Annotated in this window: 15 protein-coding genes and 1 tRNA gene; 6 read left to right on the top strand and 10 right to left on the bottom strand. The window is 60.6% G+C overall.

Annotated features, from left to right (window positions below):
* The first annotated feature begins 46 nt into the window (after positions 1-46).
* Positions 47-123: transfer RNA gene (locus BoBH3_RS09025), tRNA-Met, on the top strand.
* Here BoBH3_RS09025 and BoBH3_RS24530 read toward each other — a convergent pair.
* From BoBH3_RS24530 to BoBH3_RS08975, 10 genes are all read right to left on the bottom strand, one after another.
* On the bottom strand, positions 80-1,711 hold the full coding sequence (locus BoBH3_RS24530) for a recombinase family protein (protein WP_410050575.1): 1,632 nt from the start codon (positions 1,709-1,711) through the stop codon (positions 80-82). The genes BoBH3_RS09025 and BoBH3_RS24530 overlap by 44 nt on opposite strands.
* A complete protein-coding gene (locus BoBH3_RS09015) occupies positions 1,711-2,778 on the bottom strand; it encodes a tyrosine-type recombinase/integrase (protein WP_262330425.1) in 1,068 nt (355 codons plus the stop codon). Before BoBH3_RS09015 ends, BoBH3_RS24530 begins: the two co-directional genes overlap by 1 nt.
* Positions 2,775-4,529 carry a tyrosine-type recombinase/integrase gene (locus tag BoBH3_RS09010; RefSeq protein ID WP_262330424.1) on the bottom strand — a complete coding sequence of 585 codons (1,755 nt, stop codon included), beginning with the start codon at positions 4,527-4,529 and terminating at the stop codon, positions 2,775-2,777. Before BoBH3_RS09010 ends, BoBH3_RS09015 begins: the two co-directional genes overlap by 4 nt.
* Before the next feature lie 171 nt (positions 4,530-4,700).
* Positions 4,701-4,883 (bottom strand): helix-turn-helix domain-containing protein, encoded by a 183-nt coding sequence (locus BoBH3_RS09005; protein ID WP_262330423.1) that lies wholly within the window; start codon positions 4,881-4,883, stop codon positions 4,701-4,703.
* Between the two features lie 260 nt (positions 4,884-5,143).
* Positions 5,144-5,947 (bottom strand): transcriptional regulator domain-containing protein, encoded by an 804-nt coding sequence (locus tag BoBH3_RS09000; RefSeq protein ID WP_262330422.1) that lies wholly within the window; start codon positions 5,945-5,947, stop codon positions 5,144-5,146.
* Positions 5,948-5,956: 9 nt separating this feature from the next.
* Entirely contained in the window at positions 5,957-6,202 is a 246-nt protein-coding gene (locus BoBH3_RS08995; RefSeq protein WP_262330421.1) for a helix-turn-helix domain-containing protein, read from the bottom strand.
* A gap of 158 nt (positions 6,203-6,360) precedes the next feature.
* The gene (locus tag BoBH3_RS08990; protein WP_262330420.1) at positions 6,361-6,666 is read right to left on the bottom strand and encodes a hypothetical protein; all 306 of its coding nucleotides are present in this window, start codon (positions 6,664-6,666) and stop codon (positions 6,361-6,363) included.
* Positions 6,667-7,126: 460 nt separating this feature from the next.
* Positions 7,127-9,370 (bottom strand): xanthine dehydrogenase family protein molybdopterin-binding subunit, encoded by a 2,244-nt coding sequence (locus tag BoBH3_RS08985; protein WP_262330419.1) that lies wholly within the window; start codon positions 9,368-9,370, stop codon positions 7,127-7,129.
* 11 nt (positions 9,371-9,381) lie between these two features.
* Entirely contained in the window at positions 9,382-9,852 is a 471-nt protein-coding gene (locus BoBH3_RS08980) for a (2Fe-2S)-binding protein (RefSeq protein WP_410050570.1), read from the bottom strand.
* Positions 9,853-10,020: 168 nt separating this feature from the next.
* Positions 10,021-10,914, bottom strand: a complete 894-nt coding sequence (locus BoBH3_RS08975; protein ID WP_262330418.1) for a LysR family transcriptional regulator — start codon at positions 10,912-10,914, stop codon at positions 10,021-10,023.
* A gap of 324 nt (positions 10,915-11,238) precedes the next feature.
* Here BoBH3_RS08975 and BoBH3_RS08970 point away from each other — a divergent pair, with 324 nt between their 5' ends.
* From BoBH3_RS08970 to BoBH3_RS08950, 5 genes are all read left to right on the top strand, one after another.
* Complete coding sequence (locus BoBH3_RS08970) at positions 11,239-12,225, top strand: aldo/keto reductase (protein WP_262330470.1); 987 nt, start codon at positions 11,239-11,241, stop codon at positions 12,223-12,225.
* A 76-nt stretch (positions 12,226-12,301) separates the two neighbouring features.
* Positions 12,302-13,459, top strand: coding sequence for an NADH-dependent flavin oxidoreductase (locus tag BoBH3_RS08965; protein ID WP_262330469.1), 1,158 nt, complete (start codon positions 12,302-12,304; stop codon positions 13,457-13,459).
* A 2-nt stretch (positions 13,460-13,461) separates the two neighbouring features.
* On the top strand, positions 13,462-14,139 hold the full coding sequence (locus BoBH3_RS08960) for a nitroreductase (protein WP_262330417.1): 678 nt from the start codon (positions 13,462-13,464) through the stop codon (positions 14,137-14,139).
* Positions 14,140-14,170: 31 nt separating this feature from the next.
* The gene (locus BoBH3_RS08955; RefSeq protein WP_262330416.1) at positions 14,171-14,635 is read left to right on the top strand and encodes a cytochrome P460 family protein; all 465 of its coding nucleotides are present in this window, start codon (positions 14,171-14,173) and stop codon (positions 14,633-14,635) included.
* A complete protein-coding gene (locus tag BoBH3_RS08950; RefSeq protein ID WP_262330415.1) occupies positions 14,632-15,345 on the top strand; it encodes a DUF4405 domain-containing protein in 714 nt (237 codons plus the stop codon). The genes BoBH3_RS08955 and BoBH3_RS08950 overlap by 4 nt, the downstream gene beginning before the upstream one ends.
* Positions 15,346-15,371: the final 26 nt, after the last annotated feature.

The following is a 15,371-nucleotide window of genomic DNA, read 5'->3' as shown; positions in this document are numbered from 1 at the left end:
ATAAGGCCGCGCCGCCAGTCCTGGACGCCAAAGGCCAAAAAGTTGACGCGGGGTGGAGCAGCCCGGTAGCTCGTCAGGCTCATAACCTGAAGGTCGTCAGTTCAAATCTGGCCCCCGCAACCACTGAGAGTGAAAACCCCGCCTCCCCGCGAGATGGGGTTTTCGCGTTCGCGGAGCACAACGCCAGGATCCGCGCCAAATCGCCGTGGAGCTCGAGATCGACGCCGCCGCCATCGCGTGGCGAAACTACGATCCGCTCGATCATCGAGCGGATCGCCTCAATCGCTTCATCACGTAGCTCAGGATCGTTCAGCAGACTCTCCAGCTCTGCTACTCGCCGTCGATACGCCTCCGCTAGATTGGGGTGGACGAGGACCGGGGAGGGCTCCCACGCTTCAGAGAGCCGAGCCGTCAGCAGTCGCTTCTCGTCCTCCAGCTCGGCCAACCGCAGCTTCATCGACGGCTGATAGAGGCCGTCCTCAATGGCGCTCATGATGCCATCGATCTTGCGCTGTACGGAAGCCAGAGAGGCGACAGTGCTCAAACGCAAGCCGTCGGCTTCGGCAGTCGTCCGATTGCACTCTTCTTGATAGGCGCGCGAAAACTCCGCCACGAGCTCAGGCGTCAGCAGCTTCTGTTTGAGCGCCCCTAGGATCCGCTCTTCGAGTTCTACGCGACTAACTGTCCGGTCATTGGCGCAGATGCCCTTGGAGCGGCGTCCGGCACAGCCGTAGCGACCAGAGGCGACGAGCGTATAGCCCTCCTGGCAACATCCGCACGAGAGCAAGCCCGAGAGCAGGTACTTTCGGCGATGTGCCCGGTTGAGCGCGTTACCCTCGTCGTCACGTCCCATCTTTAAGGCGACGGTCTCCTGGCGCCGCTTAACCGCACCCCAGAGCTCCTCGTCCAAAATGCGAAGCTGTGGCACGGCTTTGCGCTCCCACTGATCGGGCGGGTTCGGCCGCGCCAGCCTGCGCCCCGAGTTGGGGTCCTTCACATAGGAGCACCGGTTCCAGACGAGTGCGCCGGCGTAGAGCTCATTGTTTAGCAGGCCGGTGCCGCGCTCCTTTTGACCGCGGATCGTGGTGTCCAGCCATGGCCTGCCTTCGGGTCCTGGCACCGCTTCGTCGTTTAACCGATGCGCGATCGCGCGTGGGCTAACACCGGCGGCAAAAAGCTGGAAAATCTTGCGGACGGTTGCCGCCTCAGCCTGATTGATTCGGCGTTCGCCCCGCTCTTCCCCTGGAGCAATCTCGTAGCCGAATGCCTTGCCTGAGGCCGCGCGTCCTTGGAGGATGCGGCCGAGCTGACCGCGACGGGTCTTCTCGCGGAGATCCGCCACATAAATCTGGGCCATGGTGCCGAGCATGCCGACATGCATGGTCTCGACGCGGCCGAGGCTAACCGCATGAAGCGCGATGCGTGTGAACTGGAGCTCGTCGTGCAGTCGCGCGATCTCGGACAGCTTGCGCGACAACCGATCGAGCGCTTCGACGACGATCACATCGAACTTGCCGCGGCGTGCTTCCATGAGGAGATCCTGGTAGCCAGGCCGTTCTAGGGTCGTGCCGGAAATGGCGCGGTCGTTGAAGATCGCGACGACCTGCCAGCCCTGCGCAGTTGCATAACGCCGACACATCTCGACCTGGTCCTCGATCGAGGCGTCACGCTGGTTCTCGCTCGAATAGCGGGCATAGATGGCCGTGCGCATCATCGTGCCTTCTTCCTAGGCGGGTTCAAGAGCGCATCAATGCGCCGACTGGCCCGAAGTGTGTTGGCCCGGATGTAGTAGCGCTTGGTCGTCGAGAGATGCCGATGCAAGAGCAAGTTCGCCGCGGCGTACTCATCGTCGGGCGCATCTTCCGCCAAATGGGTTGCACCCATCGCCCGGAACTGATGCGGGTTAATTGGCCTGCCGGTGAGCCGCTGCGTCACCTTACAAATACGCTCATGCAGCCAGTAGTGGTTGCGGTTGACGCCGAACTTGCAGAGCCAGAGCCTGTCCGCCGTCGCAGCGTGCGGGAAACACGGTCGCACCGTTGCGAGGTAGAAGGCCAAGGCCTCGTTCAGGGCTATGGGAAAAGGCATCATGATCGGCGCGCCATTTTTGGTCTGCTCACCGGCGATCATGATGTTCCAGCCAGTGTTCGACGGCTTTAGCTCGTGGCCGAGCCGCAGCGTCGAGAAATTGGTTGCTCTCAGGGGCCGACGGACCAGCAGCGCGAGGCAGAGGGCATCACGGAAGCGCGCCGCGGCTTTGAGAGAGGGTTCGTCTTCGCCAAAAGCCTCTCGGGCCTCAGCGAGCTCTGCGCGTGCCAGACGATCGAGCTCGACGGGGCAGGGCAGGTCGGGCCGTCGTGATTGCTCTTGTGACGCCACAATCTGCAGCCGGTTGCAGGCTTCTTGAAGCCAGCGCCAGTTGATCTCCGGATGCATCGCCTTCAGCGTGACCTTCAATCCGACCAGTAGAGAAAGCTGCGAGACGGGCGAAACGATCGTGGCGGTGTGCTCATGGTAACGTTCAACTACGTCGAGGGTCGCGCGCTCGGCGGGCGTCTGATGCGGATCAAGCTGCCCAGACCAGGCGAGATATCCGAGGAAACGGCCGTAGTTCTGGATGTTCGTAACCTTGGTCCGTGGCCGCCAGTGGGCTGCGGTTCCGCCTTCGCCGAAGAGCGTGCGCTTGGCGATGGCGCGTGTCCAAAGCTGCTGGTCGATGACGGGCCACTCGTTGAAAGGCAAGGAGCGTCGCGCGGGATCGAATGAACGAATGCTCATGCGTTATCTCCCTCTTCCGGCTCGCCGCCCATGAGGAGCGCGTCAAGGCGTTTGCTCGCGGCGTTGCCGTTACGGTCGGCGTAGAACGTGATCGTGGTCGATGTCGAGGCGTGGCCGAGGACCCGCGAGACCTCGGCGACCGACCTCGGGTCGCGCTCGACACACATCTTCTGCAGCAGGTGTCGGTAGAGGTGAGGATTGATGTCCATACCGAGCTCACGTCCGACATCGGTCACCTGCTCATACATGGCATTTTTGGAGCGTGGTCCGCCGTCCTCGCCTGGAAAAAGATAGGGTCCGGAGGCGCAAGGCAGGTCAGGGCGAAAGTCGTGGATGAGTTCATCGATTAGCGCCCCGCAATCGGCATTGAGCCAAACCTCCAAGGCTCGTCGAGCTTTGAGCGCGGTGGGAGGGATGCTAAGAACGACTGAGCCGTCGGCCTGATGCTTGAGCCAGAACAGCTCGATCTGCCGCAGCGTCGCCAACCGAGGCGCAACGCGCAGCAAAATCGCGATAGCAACCGCCTGTTCCATCCGCTTGGCCGCGCGGTATGGGTTTGTCATCTGGCGCGCCTGCGCGGCTGCCCGTTCGGGAAACCTCAAGAGCTTCTCATAGTTGCCGGGTTCGTCGAACTGCGCGAGGCGCAGTCGGTTCTGCTCCGTGATCTCCTTGCGGCGTTCGGGGCGGCCCAAGCACAGGCGCTCGAGCCCGGCGATCTGTCGATCCGTGACGCCGTCGAAGTGTTTGCACAAGACGCGGATCTTGTTCGCCATCTCCAGCACGCGGCGGTCGTTGCCCTGCAGTCGGTCATGCTCGAACTCAAGCGCGACGCGCAGCTTGTCGGGATCGCACAGACTGTTCAGGCTAATGATCTCCTTGATCTGCATGGCGCCGGATCTGACGAGAGCGCTCGCCACCTGCCGGAACAGTGAGAGCTGGCTCTTGACGGTGTCCGGCCGAAGCTCTCTCAGCAGACCTTCATCGCGAAAGATCGAGCGGCTCGTCGCCGCCGAGCTCGTACGTCGCTGCCAAGACGCCAGCTCTGCCTTGAAGCTTTCCGAGAATGCGGCCAGCGGAAAGATGTGCGGGACGGGGGTGGTGGGAGAGGTAAGACGAAGCTGAGGCCAACCAGCGATGTCACGACCAGCCCGGTTCCAGGCCGACACCGTGCCATGCACGATAGTCTTCGGCAACTTCACCACTTCCGTGGCAAGCAGCTCAGCTAGAAAATCCGCCAGCGTGCTGTTGGTGACCGCTGCTGGCGATATCCGCCGGCTCGAGCAAAATGCCGCGAACCGCGATAGAGCATGCCGGCGGAAGGGGACATCGATCAGCTCGACGAGTTCCATCCATTCCGCATTCCATTGCCGCTTGACGGCATGGCTTTCCCTGACCTCGACCGGGCCGTAGGTCTTGACGGCAAAAGCAAGGGTCGAGCGCAACGTCTGGAACGACTTCTTCTTCAGATTGTGCTGCCGCGGCGTTGTGCCTTCCAGTATGTGGCGGACCGCTGCGGCCGTCGCCGGTATCGCAACCAGAGGCTGCCCGGCGATCGTCGCGAATCGGTTCAGGCCAGAAAGGAGATCGCGGCGACGGGTATCAGCGAGGCACCTATCTGCCTGAACGAGCTCCGCGACGTCGGCGAGGGTCTGAGCCTCCTTTCTCGGCAGGTTTGGGCTCCTAACCTGCGCCGGGCTAGCTTCCATCAAAGCCGGCTCTGATCTCTCAAAATTGAAGGAGATCTGGTCCATCGGGAACTCCTTTTGTGGACAGACATGGACAGGATTGGAAGGAAAGGGACGTGCGACCCAGTTCGGGAATTAGCACACGGTCGGTCCTACGGCGTTCGGCCTGGTGGGGTTTCCCGAAAGCTCGCAAGGCATTGTTTGAAATGGACAAAGATGGACAGCTACATCCACTGATCAGGTTGCGTTCTGGCGCTCGAAACGCAGGATCTCGCTCTCGGAAATCCTCAACGACTTGCCGACGCGGATGGCGCTCAGGCCCTTGGCGTCAATCAGGCGACGTACAGACTTCACGCTGACTTTCCAGCGCTGCGCGACCTCGGGCAAAGAGAATAAAGTTGAAGCCTGAAGCCTAGCCATTGGAATGCCCGCTGACGCTCGATGCCGAAGCGATCGGGTGGTGGGCCTTGGCTTCCTGCAGTCCAAGAAGGCCCGCAAGGCGCTGGAGCGCCGCAAATCCGGCCGCACTGTGGGAAACAGGCGGGGAAGGGTTGTTAATGCGCCTTGGCGGATTTGATGGGCTGGTGGGTAGCATTGGGAACCTCCGCCCCTCCAATGGTCAGGAAGCTCCCTTGATGGCCACTGCGAAAGAACGCCGCTGCTATTTCCTCAGTCCCCGGCTAAGAAATGCTGATGAAATCGGTGCGCAGTCGCTGAGCGGTCGAGTATGTATCTCTGCCGGAATGATATGTTTTAGCCTTATGCTTACTCGTATTTGCAAATTCTGCTTTGGTGATCCCCATGTCCATTGCATCGAGAGCGCGAATATAGGCGGGAAATTTCTTTTGATGTATACGCTTTAGTTTAAATTTCTTTTCTCTTTCTAGGAAATGTCGAAGATAGTTCAATTGCTCATCTGTGTCTGCGCGCGGGTCAAGCGTCGCGTAGAAAACCAGCGGGTCTGATCTTAGCAATGTGGTTATGTCTTCACCGTGGTAACGGATACGCTTTTCCCGTCTCGACTCTATGAATTTAACGGTCCCCTCAAAATCAGGCTCAAACATGTTTCTGGGACTGAACTCCCACTCCGATGCAGATCTTCTAATAGAATTAAGGCCTCGACGGGGGTTTGGGACATTTTCCAAATGAAAAACGTTTCCTAAGAATTCATCAAGGGAAAATCTGTCTTGTGTGTAATTGAAGAATTTATTACTCATATCCTTAGATATGTATATTAGATAAAATCTACGGTAAAGCTCGTTGCGACGCAGGAATTCCCATCTCCACTCGATACGAGTGAGGTCGGACAGTCTGTCGTACGAATTTGTGTCGTCCCAATTTTTATCTGCAAAGTAACTGGCGTGAAATATGCCATCGGTCATATCAATAATTTCGTGCGCTACGCGCGTATATTTATAACCTAAATAGGAAAGGTTTATAGTTTTTGCTAAGAGTTGGCGGTTGCCATCATCGTAGTATTCCATAATCCCTTGCTACTCGTCTTCAGCGTGCAAAAGCTTGTCGATCAATTCGTGCGGGTCGAAGCCGATTGCACGGGCCAGGGCCAGAAGCTCCGAAACGTCGACTCGACGCTGGCCGCTCTCAATGTTCGCAATGAACGGTTGATGCCGACCAAGACGCTCCGCGACTTGAGACTGATGCAGTCCAGCCTTCTCGCGATACTCCGCCAGCAGCGCAGCCAGCTTTTGATGTCGAGCTGAGCGGAAAGTCGCAGCCATGAGCGCCCTGAAAGGAAGACGCTCCGAGGTACGAGCTTGACCAATGAATTCAAAAAATGGATATCTAAAAATCGGATATAGTCTGACGCAACGTGAGGGGTTATGGAAGCGGCAAAAGTGGTGGCAGGAAACCCCTCGCACGCCGAACGGTGGCTGAATCAGTTGCCAACGAGGTGGGCCGCCGCTGGCGCAGCGGCCGGCTTGGCGCTTGCATCCTTCATCCTTCTTGCTGCGTCATTTCCCGGCGGCATCATTGAGCGCGCGCTGGTGTTGCTGGCCATCGGAGTCGGATCAGGTTTGTCTTGGCTACTCATCGGATATTGGGCGCGATGGAGTTTGCGGGCAAAATTCTCCATGTCGCCCGATTCCGCTGTCTCCTCGATCAGGCATAACTGGTTGACCGGTGCGGCGATTCTGGCAGTGGCCCCAGTCGTTTTGCGGAAAGCAGTGATCGAGCTCGGCACATACCGGGGCGTTCCGCCTACGATAGCGGATGATCTTCTCCAAGCTGGGGCCGCGCTTGCCGTCTTGCTGACAGGGGCTCTTGCGCTATCGATTGTTTCGGCGCGGGGGTTGTCGCGTCAGATCCTCAAGGATTAAGAAATTTCCGCGATGGCCCTGCGACCTGCGCATCCACGGAAAACGATGCGCAGTCGCATCTAAGCGGACGTGCGATCGCGCCTCGCCAAATTGGAGCCGTAGACTCTCACTCTGCGCCACAACCGGACATTGGGAGATCGCCCAAAACCGGACATTCCTCGTTGAACCTTACAAATTCAGCTAGTGACCGATTGTGCAGAAAAAAATCCGCAACAATACTTCGGACGAGATCAGCCGTCCCGGATGTGGAAATTTCATCTCCCCACAGATGGTGGTGCGAGCCTTAAAGCGCATTTTGCAGCAAGCTCTCCCGCATTCGTCAAATTAGCTGATCGCGAAGGGCAACTGCCGCATGCGCCTGCCCGTCAATTGAGCGACAGCATTCGCAAATGCCGGAGCAAGAGGGGGCAAGGCGGGCTCTCCCATACCGGTCGGGGGATCGGCGCTCGGCACGATGTGAACCGAGAACTCCGGCGCCTCGGTCATCCGAGCCACCGTGTAATCGCCAAAGTTGCTCTGCTCGACGACCCCGTCCTTTAGTGTGATTGCCGAACCGGGGAGACACATCGACAGCCCCATGATGGCCGAGCCCTGAACCTGTGCCTCGATCGAACGCGGGTTGACGGCCAGATTGCAGTGAACGCCCGCCGTTACCTTGTTCAACACGGGTTGGCCGTCTTTTATTGATGCCTCCACGACATAGGCCACGATGGAGTCGAAGGACTGGTGCACGGCGACGCCCCAGGCACGGCCGGTTGCCAGTCTGGTTTTGCCGTACCCACTCCGGTCAACGGCAAGCTGGAGGGCTGCGCGATGACGTGGGTGATTGTTGCCAAACAGCGCCATGCGGTAAGCGACCGGATCCTTTTTCACGGCCCGGGCGATCTCGTCGAGCAGCGTCTCCATAACAAAAGCGGTGTGGGTCGAACCGACACTGCGCCACCAGAGAACCGGAACGTTGAGCTTCGGGTGGTGCACGGTGAGACGCATCGGCACGGCGTAGGGGTCACGCATGCCCTCGGTGGCCGTGGCATCGACACCGTCTTTCACCTGGAATGAGCCAAAAACCGTTCCGGTCGTGATCGACTGGCCCACAATCACATGGTCCCAGGCCAGAACCTTGCCTTGGTTGTCGAAGCCGATACGTGCCCTGTGCAGATGCATGGGGCGGTAGTACCCGCCCTTCATATCGTCTTCACGGCTCCAAACGGTGCGGATCGGCCCATTGAGACCGGCCGCCTTGGCCGCTTTCGCGATCCCGCAGGCTTCGACGGCCACGTCACTGGTGCTGGAGAACCTGCGACCGAACCCGCCACCGGACATCAGGACGTTGACCCGGATCTGCTCCGGCTGGAGGCCGAGCGCCTTGGCGGCTGCCGCGCCGTCGAGGCCCGCACACTGGCTGCCCATCCAAATCACGGCTCTGTCGTCGGCAAGATCGACCGTGCAGTTCAGCGGCTCCATCGCCGCATGGGCCAGATAGGGAAACACGTACTCGGCCTCGAGCTGGCGCGGGGCCGACGCCAGGGGAGTCATGTCAGCGTCCATCTTGCGCGGACCTGGCTGGCTCGCCAGTTCGCGATACTGCGCGAGCTGGCGTTCGCTATCGACCTTCTCGACCGTGGATGTGTTCCATTCCAGCTTCAGAGCGTCACGGCCCTGTGTCGCCTGCCAATAGCCCTCTGCCACAACGGCTACGCCTTCCGCGCCGTTGTCGAGCGGCACGCGCAGAATGGCCTTTACGCCCTTGATGCTGCGAGCCGCAGTGTCGTCGAACGATGCGAGCTTACCGCCGAAAACGGGGGGGCGGGCCACGACGGCCGTCAGCTGCCCGGGCAGGCGCATATCGATGCCGAAGTCCTGACGGCCGCTGGTCTTGTCCTGAGCGTCCAGGCGCGGGGTCGGACGGCCGATGATGCGGAAGTCCTTCGGATCCTTCAGGGTGAACTTCTCGGGAACGGGAAGCGCCATGGCTGCTTCCGCCAGCTCGCCGTAGCCGGCTTTTAGCCCCTGCGGGCCAACAACCGTGCCTGCCTCGGTCCGCAAGGTTCCGACGTCGACGTTCCATTTGGCGGCGGCGGCATTGAGCAGCATGAGCCGCGCGCGGGCGCCCAGCTCACGATATTGCATGAAGCTGTTTTTGATCGTGTGCGAGCCGCCAGTCAGGTGAATTCCGAACTTGGGGTCCGCATAAGCCATGTCGTTGGTGCCGTGACGGCTCCGAACCAGGCTCCAGTCGGCATCGAGTTCTTCTGCCAGGATCATCGGCAGGCCGGTATTAACGCCCTGGCCGAATTCGAGCCGGTTGATCGTGATGGTGACCTCGCCGCTACTGGCAATCTGCACGAATGCGGCCGGCAGCTGGGATGGTTTGAGTGTCGGGGGAGCCGCATTGCTGGCGACCGTTTGCGCCGCGCCCGCATGCGGAAACGCGCCGAGTGCGAAACCGGCGGCTCCGGCCATCTTCAGAAAGCTGCGGCGGGGCAGGGTAGCGGTGGGCATGTTGCCCTGAGCCATGAAACGCTGAAAGGCGCGCGGCACGTCGGTCGGATCAATATCCTGAAGCATCGCTCGCCCCCTTAGACCAGGCTACGTGAAGCATCGGCGATGGCGGCGCGGATGCGGGCATATGTCCCGCACCTGCAGATGTTACCGGCCATTGCGGTGTCGATCTCGTCGGGTGTTGGCTGCTTGCCGGCCGGAAGCGATTTGATGAGGGCGGTTGCGCTCATGATCTGCCCGCTCTGGCAGTAGCCGCATTGAGCAACGTCGTGCTTGACCCACGCGACATGCACCGCAGCCCCGATACGATGGTCGCCGGCAGCGACGGCCTCGATCGTCGTGATCTGCTTTCCAACGGCCTCAGAAATCGGCGTGCTGCACGAGCGGGTCGGCTCGCCATCGAGATGGATGGTGCAAGCGCCACACAGCGCGGCGCCGCAGCCAAACTTGGTGCCGGTCATGCCCAGGGTGTCGCGAAGAGCCCATAGGATTGGCGTGCCGGGGTCGAGATCGAGCGTGTGCTCGCGGCCATTCACGACAATCTGCATGATGCGCTCCTTGGGGTTTCGGATCGACCTGAGGGAATGCAGGCATGCCCGCACTTCGACAGCGATCAGTCCCGCGAAGGTTACAATGGGTGCAATGTAGCGACTATGAGGGGAATTCAGCTTGGGCTTATGCACGCATTCGATAAATAGCCCAGCCGAAAAGTGCCCCTAGCTGCGATGGCGTAGTGCGTCGACCAAGGCCGTCAGTGCGGGCGGCGTCTGCCGGCGGCTCGGATAATAGAGGAAAAACCCGGGATAGGGCGCGCACCAATCCTCGAGGACGCTGATGAGCTTTCCCGATGCGATGAGCCCGGCGGCCTGGTCCGCAAAGACGGTGGCCAGCCCTCGGCCATCCAAGGCGGCCTGCAGGATCATGTCGGCGTCGTTGATGATCAATGAGCCTTCGACGCGCACTGTCAGCTCTTGGCCATCCTTCTCGAATTCCCAGGCATAGAGGCCGCCTGAAGCCCGCTGGCGGTAGTTGATGCACTGATGTTTGGCGAGGTCCCGGGGCGTGACCGGGACAGGATGGGCCTCAAAGTAATCGGGAGAGCCGACGATCGCCGACCGAATATCAGGGCTAATGCGGACAGCGATCATGTCTGTTTCGACGCTTTCGCCCAGACGCACGCCAGCGTCGAAGTTTTGAGCAACAATATCGGTAAGCCCGTCATCGAGCGAGAGTTCCACCTTCACATCGGGATGCTCGGCCATGAAGCCCATCAATTTGGGCCAAAGCACTGAAACAGCCGCATGCTTGACGGTTGTCAGCCTCAGCGTGCCCGCCGGCTTGTCCCGCAGCTCACTCAGACCCGCGATTTCCGCGTAGATCTCAGACAAGGCCGGTTTCAACGTCCGCAAAAGGCGGCGACCCGCTTCTGTGGCCGACACGCTGCGCGTTGTGCGTGCCAACAATCGGATGCCAAGGCGCTCCTCGAGCTGCTGGATCGCATGGCTCAATGCCGATTGAGACATGTCGAGCTTGGCGGCGGCACGCGTGAAGCTGCCGGCCTCCGCAACGGCGACGAACGCCGCCAGATCGTTGAGTTCATCCCGTTTCATTGATGCACAAGATCGATAGGCCCATGCGGAATGTCAAGGCTAATCGAAAAGTGCGCCGTGCGCTATATTATCGACATAACGAGAATGCTCTGCCGAATTTCAGGGTGTTCAACAATACAGCAATGAGATTGGGCACCTATGAGCGAAGAGTTAAAAGCAAAACAAACTACCGATCCGCAACAATATGACGCTGGTCGCCGCTACTTCATGGCTAAAGCCGCTGCGGTCGGTGCAGCAGGTGGATTATTGCTGCTGGATCACAAGGTTATTGCCGCTTCGCCTGCAACAAATTCTGCCGTCAAATCAAGGAATACTGCCGTGAATATGGACAAGCGCAAGCTCGGGAGCCTGGAAGTATCGGCCCTTGGTTCGGGCTGTATGAACATGAGCGGCAACTACAACGGGCCGGTCGACAAGGCGCAGGGGATCAAGACGATCCGCGCAGCGGTCGACAACGGTGTGACGTTCTTCGATACCGCCGAGGTCTATGGCCCCTACATCAACGAAGAGCTGGTTGGCGAGGCGCTGCAGCCGGTCCGTGACCGGGTCAAGATCGCCACCAAGTTCGGCTTTGCCATCGATGGCACGATCGCGCTGAACAGCCGGCCTGAGCATATCCGCAAGGTGGTCGAGGAGTCCCTTAAGCGCCTGCGGACCGATCACATCGATCTTTACTACCAGCACCGTGTCGATCCTGCGGTTCCGATCGAGGACGTCGCCGGCGCCGTTAAGGACCTGATCCAGCAGGGCAAGGTGCTGCATTTTGGCCTGTCGGAGCCGAGCGTGAAGACCATCCGTCGCGCACATGCTGTCCAGCCAGTGGCCGCCGTCCAGAACGAGTATTCGATGTGGACCCGCAATGTGGAGCTGAACGGCATTCTCGACGTCTGTGAGGAGCTCGGCATCGGCCTGGTTCCGTGGGCGCCGGTGGGCGAAGGCTTCCTGACCGGAAAATATGATCTCACCACCAAGTATGACGCGAAAACCGACTTCCGGTCGGGATTCCCGCGGTTCTCGAAGGAGTTCATGCCGCTCAACATGCCGATCATCGAGTGGCTCAAGGGCTACGCGACGGCCAAGGGCGCCACACCTTCGCAGATCGCATTGGCCTGGCTGCTGGCGAAGAGCCCGAACATCGTGCCGATTCCGGGAACTCGTAGCGAGACCCACTTGCTCGAGAATCTGGGCGCCCGTCGCTTCCCGCTGACCCCGGATGACGTCCAGGCGATCGACACCGCTCTGTCGAAGTTCCCGGTTTTCGGCGACCGCATGGGCGCCGAGCACATGAGCCAGATCGACTATTCGGCCTGATCTCAGCTCGCGAAGACACCAGCCGGCGCTTTCGCCGGCCGTGCGTCGCGATGATCCACCAACAACCTGGCACCCTATTATGACCTCGAGCACCCTTTTCCAGCCGTTCACACTCGCGCCCGGCCTCGTGCTGCGCAACCGCGTCGCCATGGCGCCGATGACCACCTGGGCCGGCAACGACGATGGCACCGTCTCCGATGATGAAGTCGCCTATTATCGGCGCCGTGCTGGCGACGTGGGATTGGTCATCACGGGCTGTACCCATGTCCAGGCCAACGGCATCGGGTTCACCGGGGAGTTTGCCGCCCATGACGACATGTTCATTCCCAGCCTGACGCGCCTGGCGGCAGCGGCGAAGAGCGGCGGGGCGCCCGCGATCCTCCAGATCTTCCATGCAGGGGTGAAAACCCTGCCAGAGCTGACCTCTGACATCGTCGCGGCCAGCGAGGTTGAAGGCGAGGCGGGGCCGTTCGCGCCCGGTCTGATGCCGCGCGCGCTGTCTGATGATGAGGTCGTGCGCGTCGTCTCGGCCTTTGCCGATGCAACCAGGCGGGCCATTGCCGCCGGGTTCGACGGGGTCGAATTGCACGGTGCGCACGGTTTCCTGATTCAGAATTTCTTCTCGCCGCATTTCAATCGACGGACCGACCGCTGGGGCGGGTCTCTTGAAAACCGCATGCGCTTCCCGTTGTCGGTCGTAGCGGCGGTCAAGGCAGCGATCGAAGAACATGCTGATCGGCCATTTGCCCTCGGCTACCGGATTTCGGTCGAGGAAGGCCAGGAGGACGGCCTGCGTATCGCGGATTCTCTTCAGCTGATTGATCGCCTGATCGAAGCGGGCGTGAGCTACATCCACACTTCCCTGGGAAGTGTGCTGTCGCAGAAGCCGGCTGACAGCCCCTCCGGCCCGACCATTGCGACGGTCGTGCATGAGTATATCCGAGGCCGGGCGCCGCTGATCGCAGCGGGACAGGTGCGGACCCCGGACCAGGCGGAGCAGGCCATCCAGGCCGGCCTCTCGGTGGTCGCGGTCGGTCAGGGCCTGGTCATCAATCCGGATTGGGTGGAGCTGGCCAAGGCTGGGCGTGGAGGAAGCGTCAAGCTCTCCATTTCCGCATCGGCGGCCGAGCAGGCTGACGTTCCGGGCAAGCTCTGGGACGTCATAGAAGGCACCCCCGGCTGGTTTAGCGTCGAGGCCCCGGCCACTGCGCCTAATGCGATGGAAGTCGCCTAGAAATGAACGCCGCCATGTCATTCCACGACACAGTGCGCGCGCGGCGCTCCTATCGGGGTTTCAAGCCCGATCCCGTGCCGGAGTCCATCATTCGGGCCGTGCTCGAGGACGCTGCTCTGGCGCCCTCGAACTGCAACACCCAGCCTTGGAACGTCCACATCGTCAGTGGCGCAAAGCGAGATCAGCTCTCGGCTGCCTTGCTCAAGGCAGCGGCGGCCGGCCAGCTGTCGCCAGACTATTCCTGGGACGATGACGCCTTTTTCGGTGCCTATGACGATCGGCGCCGAGCCCAGGGTAAGGCCTACTACAGCAGCCTGGGGATTACCCGTGAGGACCGTGAAGGCCGCGCACAGGCAGGCGCCCTGAACCTCTCGTTCTTCGGCGCGCCCCATGCGGCATTCCTGTTCAATTCGGTCGTGGGCGACAGCGTCCGCGTTGCCGGCGACCTCGGCATGTACGGGCAGACCTTCCTGCTGTCGCTCGCTTCACACGGGCTTGGCGGCGTGCCGCAGACCGTCCTCGGCTTCTACGCCGACACGGTGCGCGAGGTGCTCGGGATCTCCAGCGACCTGAAGCTGCTCTACGGCATTTCGTTCGGCTTCCCGAAGCTCGACGCGCCAGCCAATCGCGACCGGATGCCGCGCGAGCCGGTCGAAGCGACCGTCACCATTCACGGCTGACCTTCCATCCATCATAAAAGAGGGGCGATATATGCATCGCAGGTGGAGTTTTCTGGCCGCGTTCGCGGCGCTTGTCGGCATTCTGAGTTCGGCCGCGTTGGCGCAGACCAGCCGCGCCACATTTCCGAAGGACTTCGACGAGTATGTGCTCTACGCGACCTATGATCGGGGCTCGGCCAAGGAAGAGGCCTTTGCGACGCGAGAGACATTGGCGATTGCCAAGGCTGGCAAGCCGCTGCCTCCTGGCACTCAGCTCGTTCTGGGAATCTGGAAGAACAACGCCCTGACAGAGTATTTTGTCATGGAAAAGGGCGTGAATTGGGGTGCTGACTTCCCGGCCGAGGTGCGCAACGGCGACTGGCATTTTCAGCAGTTCGACCTGAACCGGCAGGTGCGCCGGACGGCAACAGGCGACCGGTGCATGTCGTGCCACGGCTCCCAGGCCAGAAGCGACTTCCTGTTCACCTGGGACCGTATGCAGTCCTATCTGCCTTGAAACCCGTTTTCCGTCTGCGGCTGGCGCTTGATGCGTTGGCTGCAGCGCTCCTCCTGGCCGCGCTAGCCTATGACTGGCGCGGAAACGTGGTGCACGAGCTGATCGGCACGGCGATGTTCGCCTTGCTGATCGCCCACAATGTCTTCAACCGGCGCTGGTACGGGACGCTCGCGCGGCTGCGGGCGTCTCCGCGCAGCAACGTGGCTAAGGCGCTGAATCTGATCTTCCTGGCGACGATGTTGGAGCTTCTCGTGACGAGCATCATCATTTCCCAACGCGCTTTTTTTAGCTTCCTGCCTCTCACCAGCACATTCACGGCCCGTCAGCTGCATGCGTCGGCCGGCTACCTGGTGCTGATCGGTGCCGGACTTCATGTTGGGCTGCAGTGGGGCATGCTGATGGCCGTGGCCCGAAGAATGCTCGGCATCACCTCCGAAAGCCGGGTTCGGACTGGGCTGATGCGGATTGCGACAGCTTTCGTGGCAGGGCTCGGAATTGACAGTCTGTCGGCTCTGGGCGTGGGCTCAAAAGTTCTGATGCAGACGACCTTTGCGTTCTGGGATTTCGAGAACGATGCCCTGGCATTTTTTGCCCGGGCAACGGCCATTTTCGGCCTGTCCGTAGCGCTTTCTCACTATGCGATGAGGCTCCTCGCCCGAATGTCTGGGGTCAAGATCAGATCAACACCCGTTCAACCTCATCCAAAGTGATATCGTCTGAATGCGATGAAATCCTG

It is taken from the genome of Allobosea sp. BH3, assembly GCF_025499465.1.
Classification (GTDB): domain Bacteria; phylum Pseudomonadota; class Alphaproteobacteria; order Rhizobiales; family Beijerinckiaceae; genus Allobosea.
This window is presented reverse-complemented; position numbering and strand designations above follow the sequence as displayed.

Coding starts and splice junctions, on each gene's coding strand:
- BoBH3_RS09010 (WP_262330424.1), bottom strand. CDS start 4,529: ATGGACCAGATCTCCTTCAATTTTGAGAGATCAGAGCCGGCTTTGATG.
- BoBH3_RS09015 (WP_262330425.1), bottom strand. CDS start 2,778: ATGAGCATTCGTTCATTCGATCCCGCGCGACGCTCCTTGCCTTTCAAC.
- BoBH3_RS09000 (WP_262330422.1), bottom strand. CDS start 5,947: ATGGAATACTACGATGATGGCAACCGCCAACTCTTAGCAAAAACTATA.
- BoBH3_RS08960 (WP_262330417.1), top strand. CDS start 13,462: ATGAACGCCGCCATGTCATTCCACGACACAGTGCGCGCGCGGCGCTCC.
- BoBH3_RS08975 (WP_262330418.1), bottom strand. CDS start 10,914: ATGAAACGGGATGAACTCAACGATCTGGCGGCGTTCGTCGCCGTTGCG.
- BoBH3_RS08955 (WP_262330416.1), top strand. CDS start 14,171: ATGCATCGCAGGTGGAGTTTTCTGGCCGCGTTCGCGGCGCTTGTCGGC.
- BoBH3_RS08985 (WP_262330419.1), bottom strand. CDS start 9,370: ATGCTTCAGGATATTGATCCGACCGACGTGCCGCGCGCCTTTCAGCGT.
- BoBH3_RS24530 (WP_410050575.1), bottom strand. CDS start 1,711: ATGCGCACGGCCATCTATGCCCGCTATTCGAGCGAGAACCAGCGTGAC.
- BoBH3_RS08980 (WP_410050570.1), bottom strand. CDS start 9,852: ATGCAGATTGTCGTGAATGGCCGCGAGCACACGCTCGATCTCGACCCC.
- BoBH3_RS08995 (WP_262330421.1), bottom strand. CDS start 6,202: ATGGCTGCGACTTTCCGCTCAGCTCGACATCAAAAGCTGGCTGCGCTG.
- BoBH3_RS08970 (WP_262330470.1), top strand. CDS start 11,239: ATGGACAAGCGCAAGCTCGGGAGCCTGGAAGTATCGGCCCTTGGTTCG.
- BoBH3_RS09005 (WP_262330423.1), bottom strand. CDS start 4,883: ATGGCTAGGCTTCAGGCTTCAACTTTATTCTCTTTGCCCGAGGTCGCG.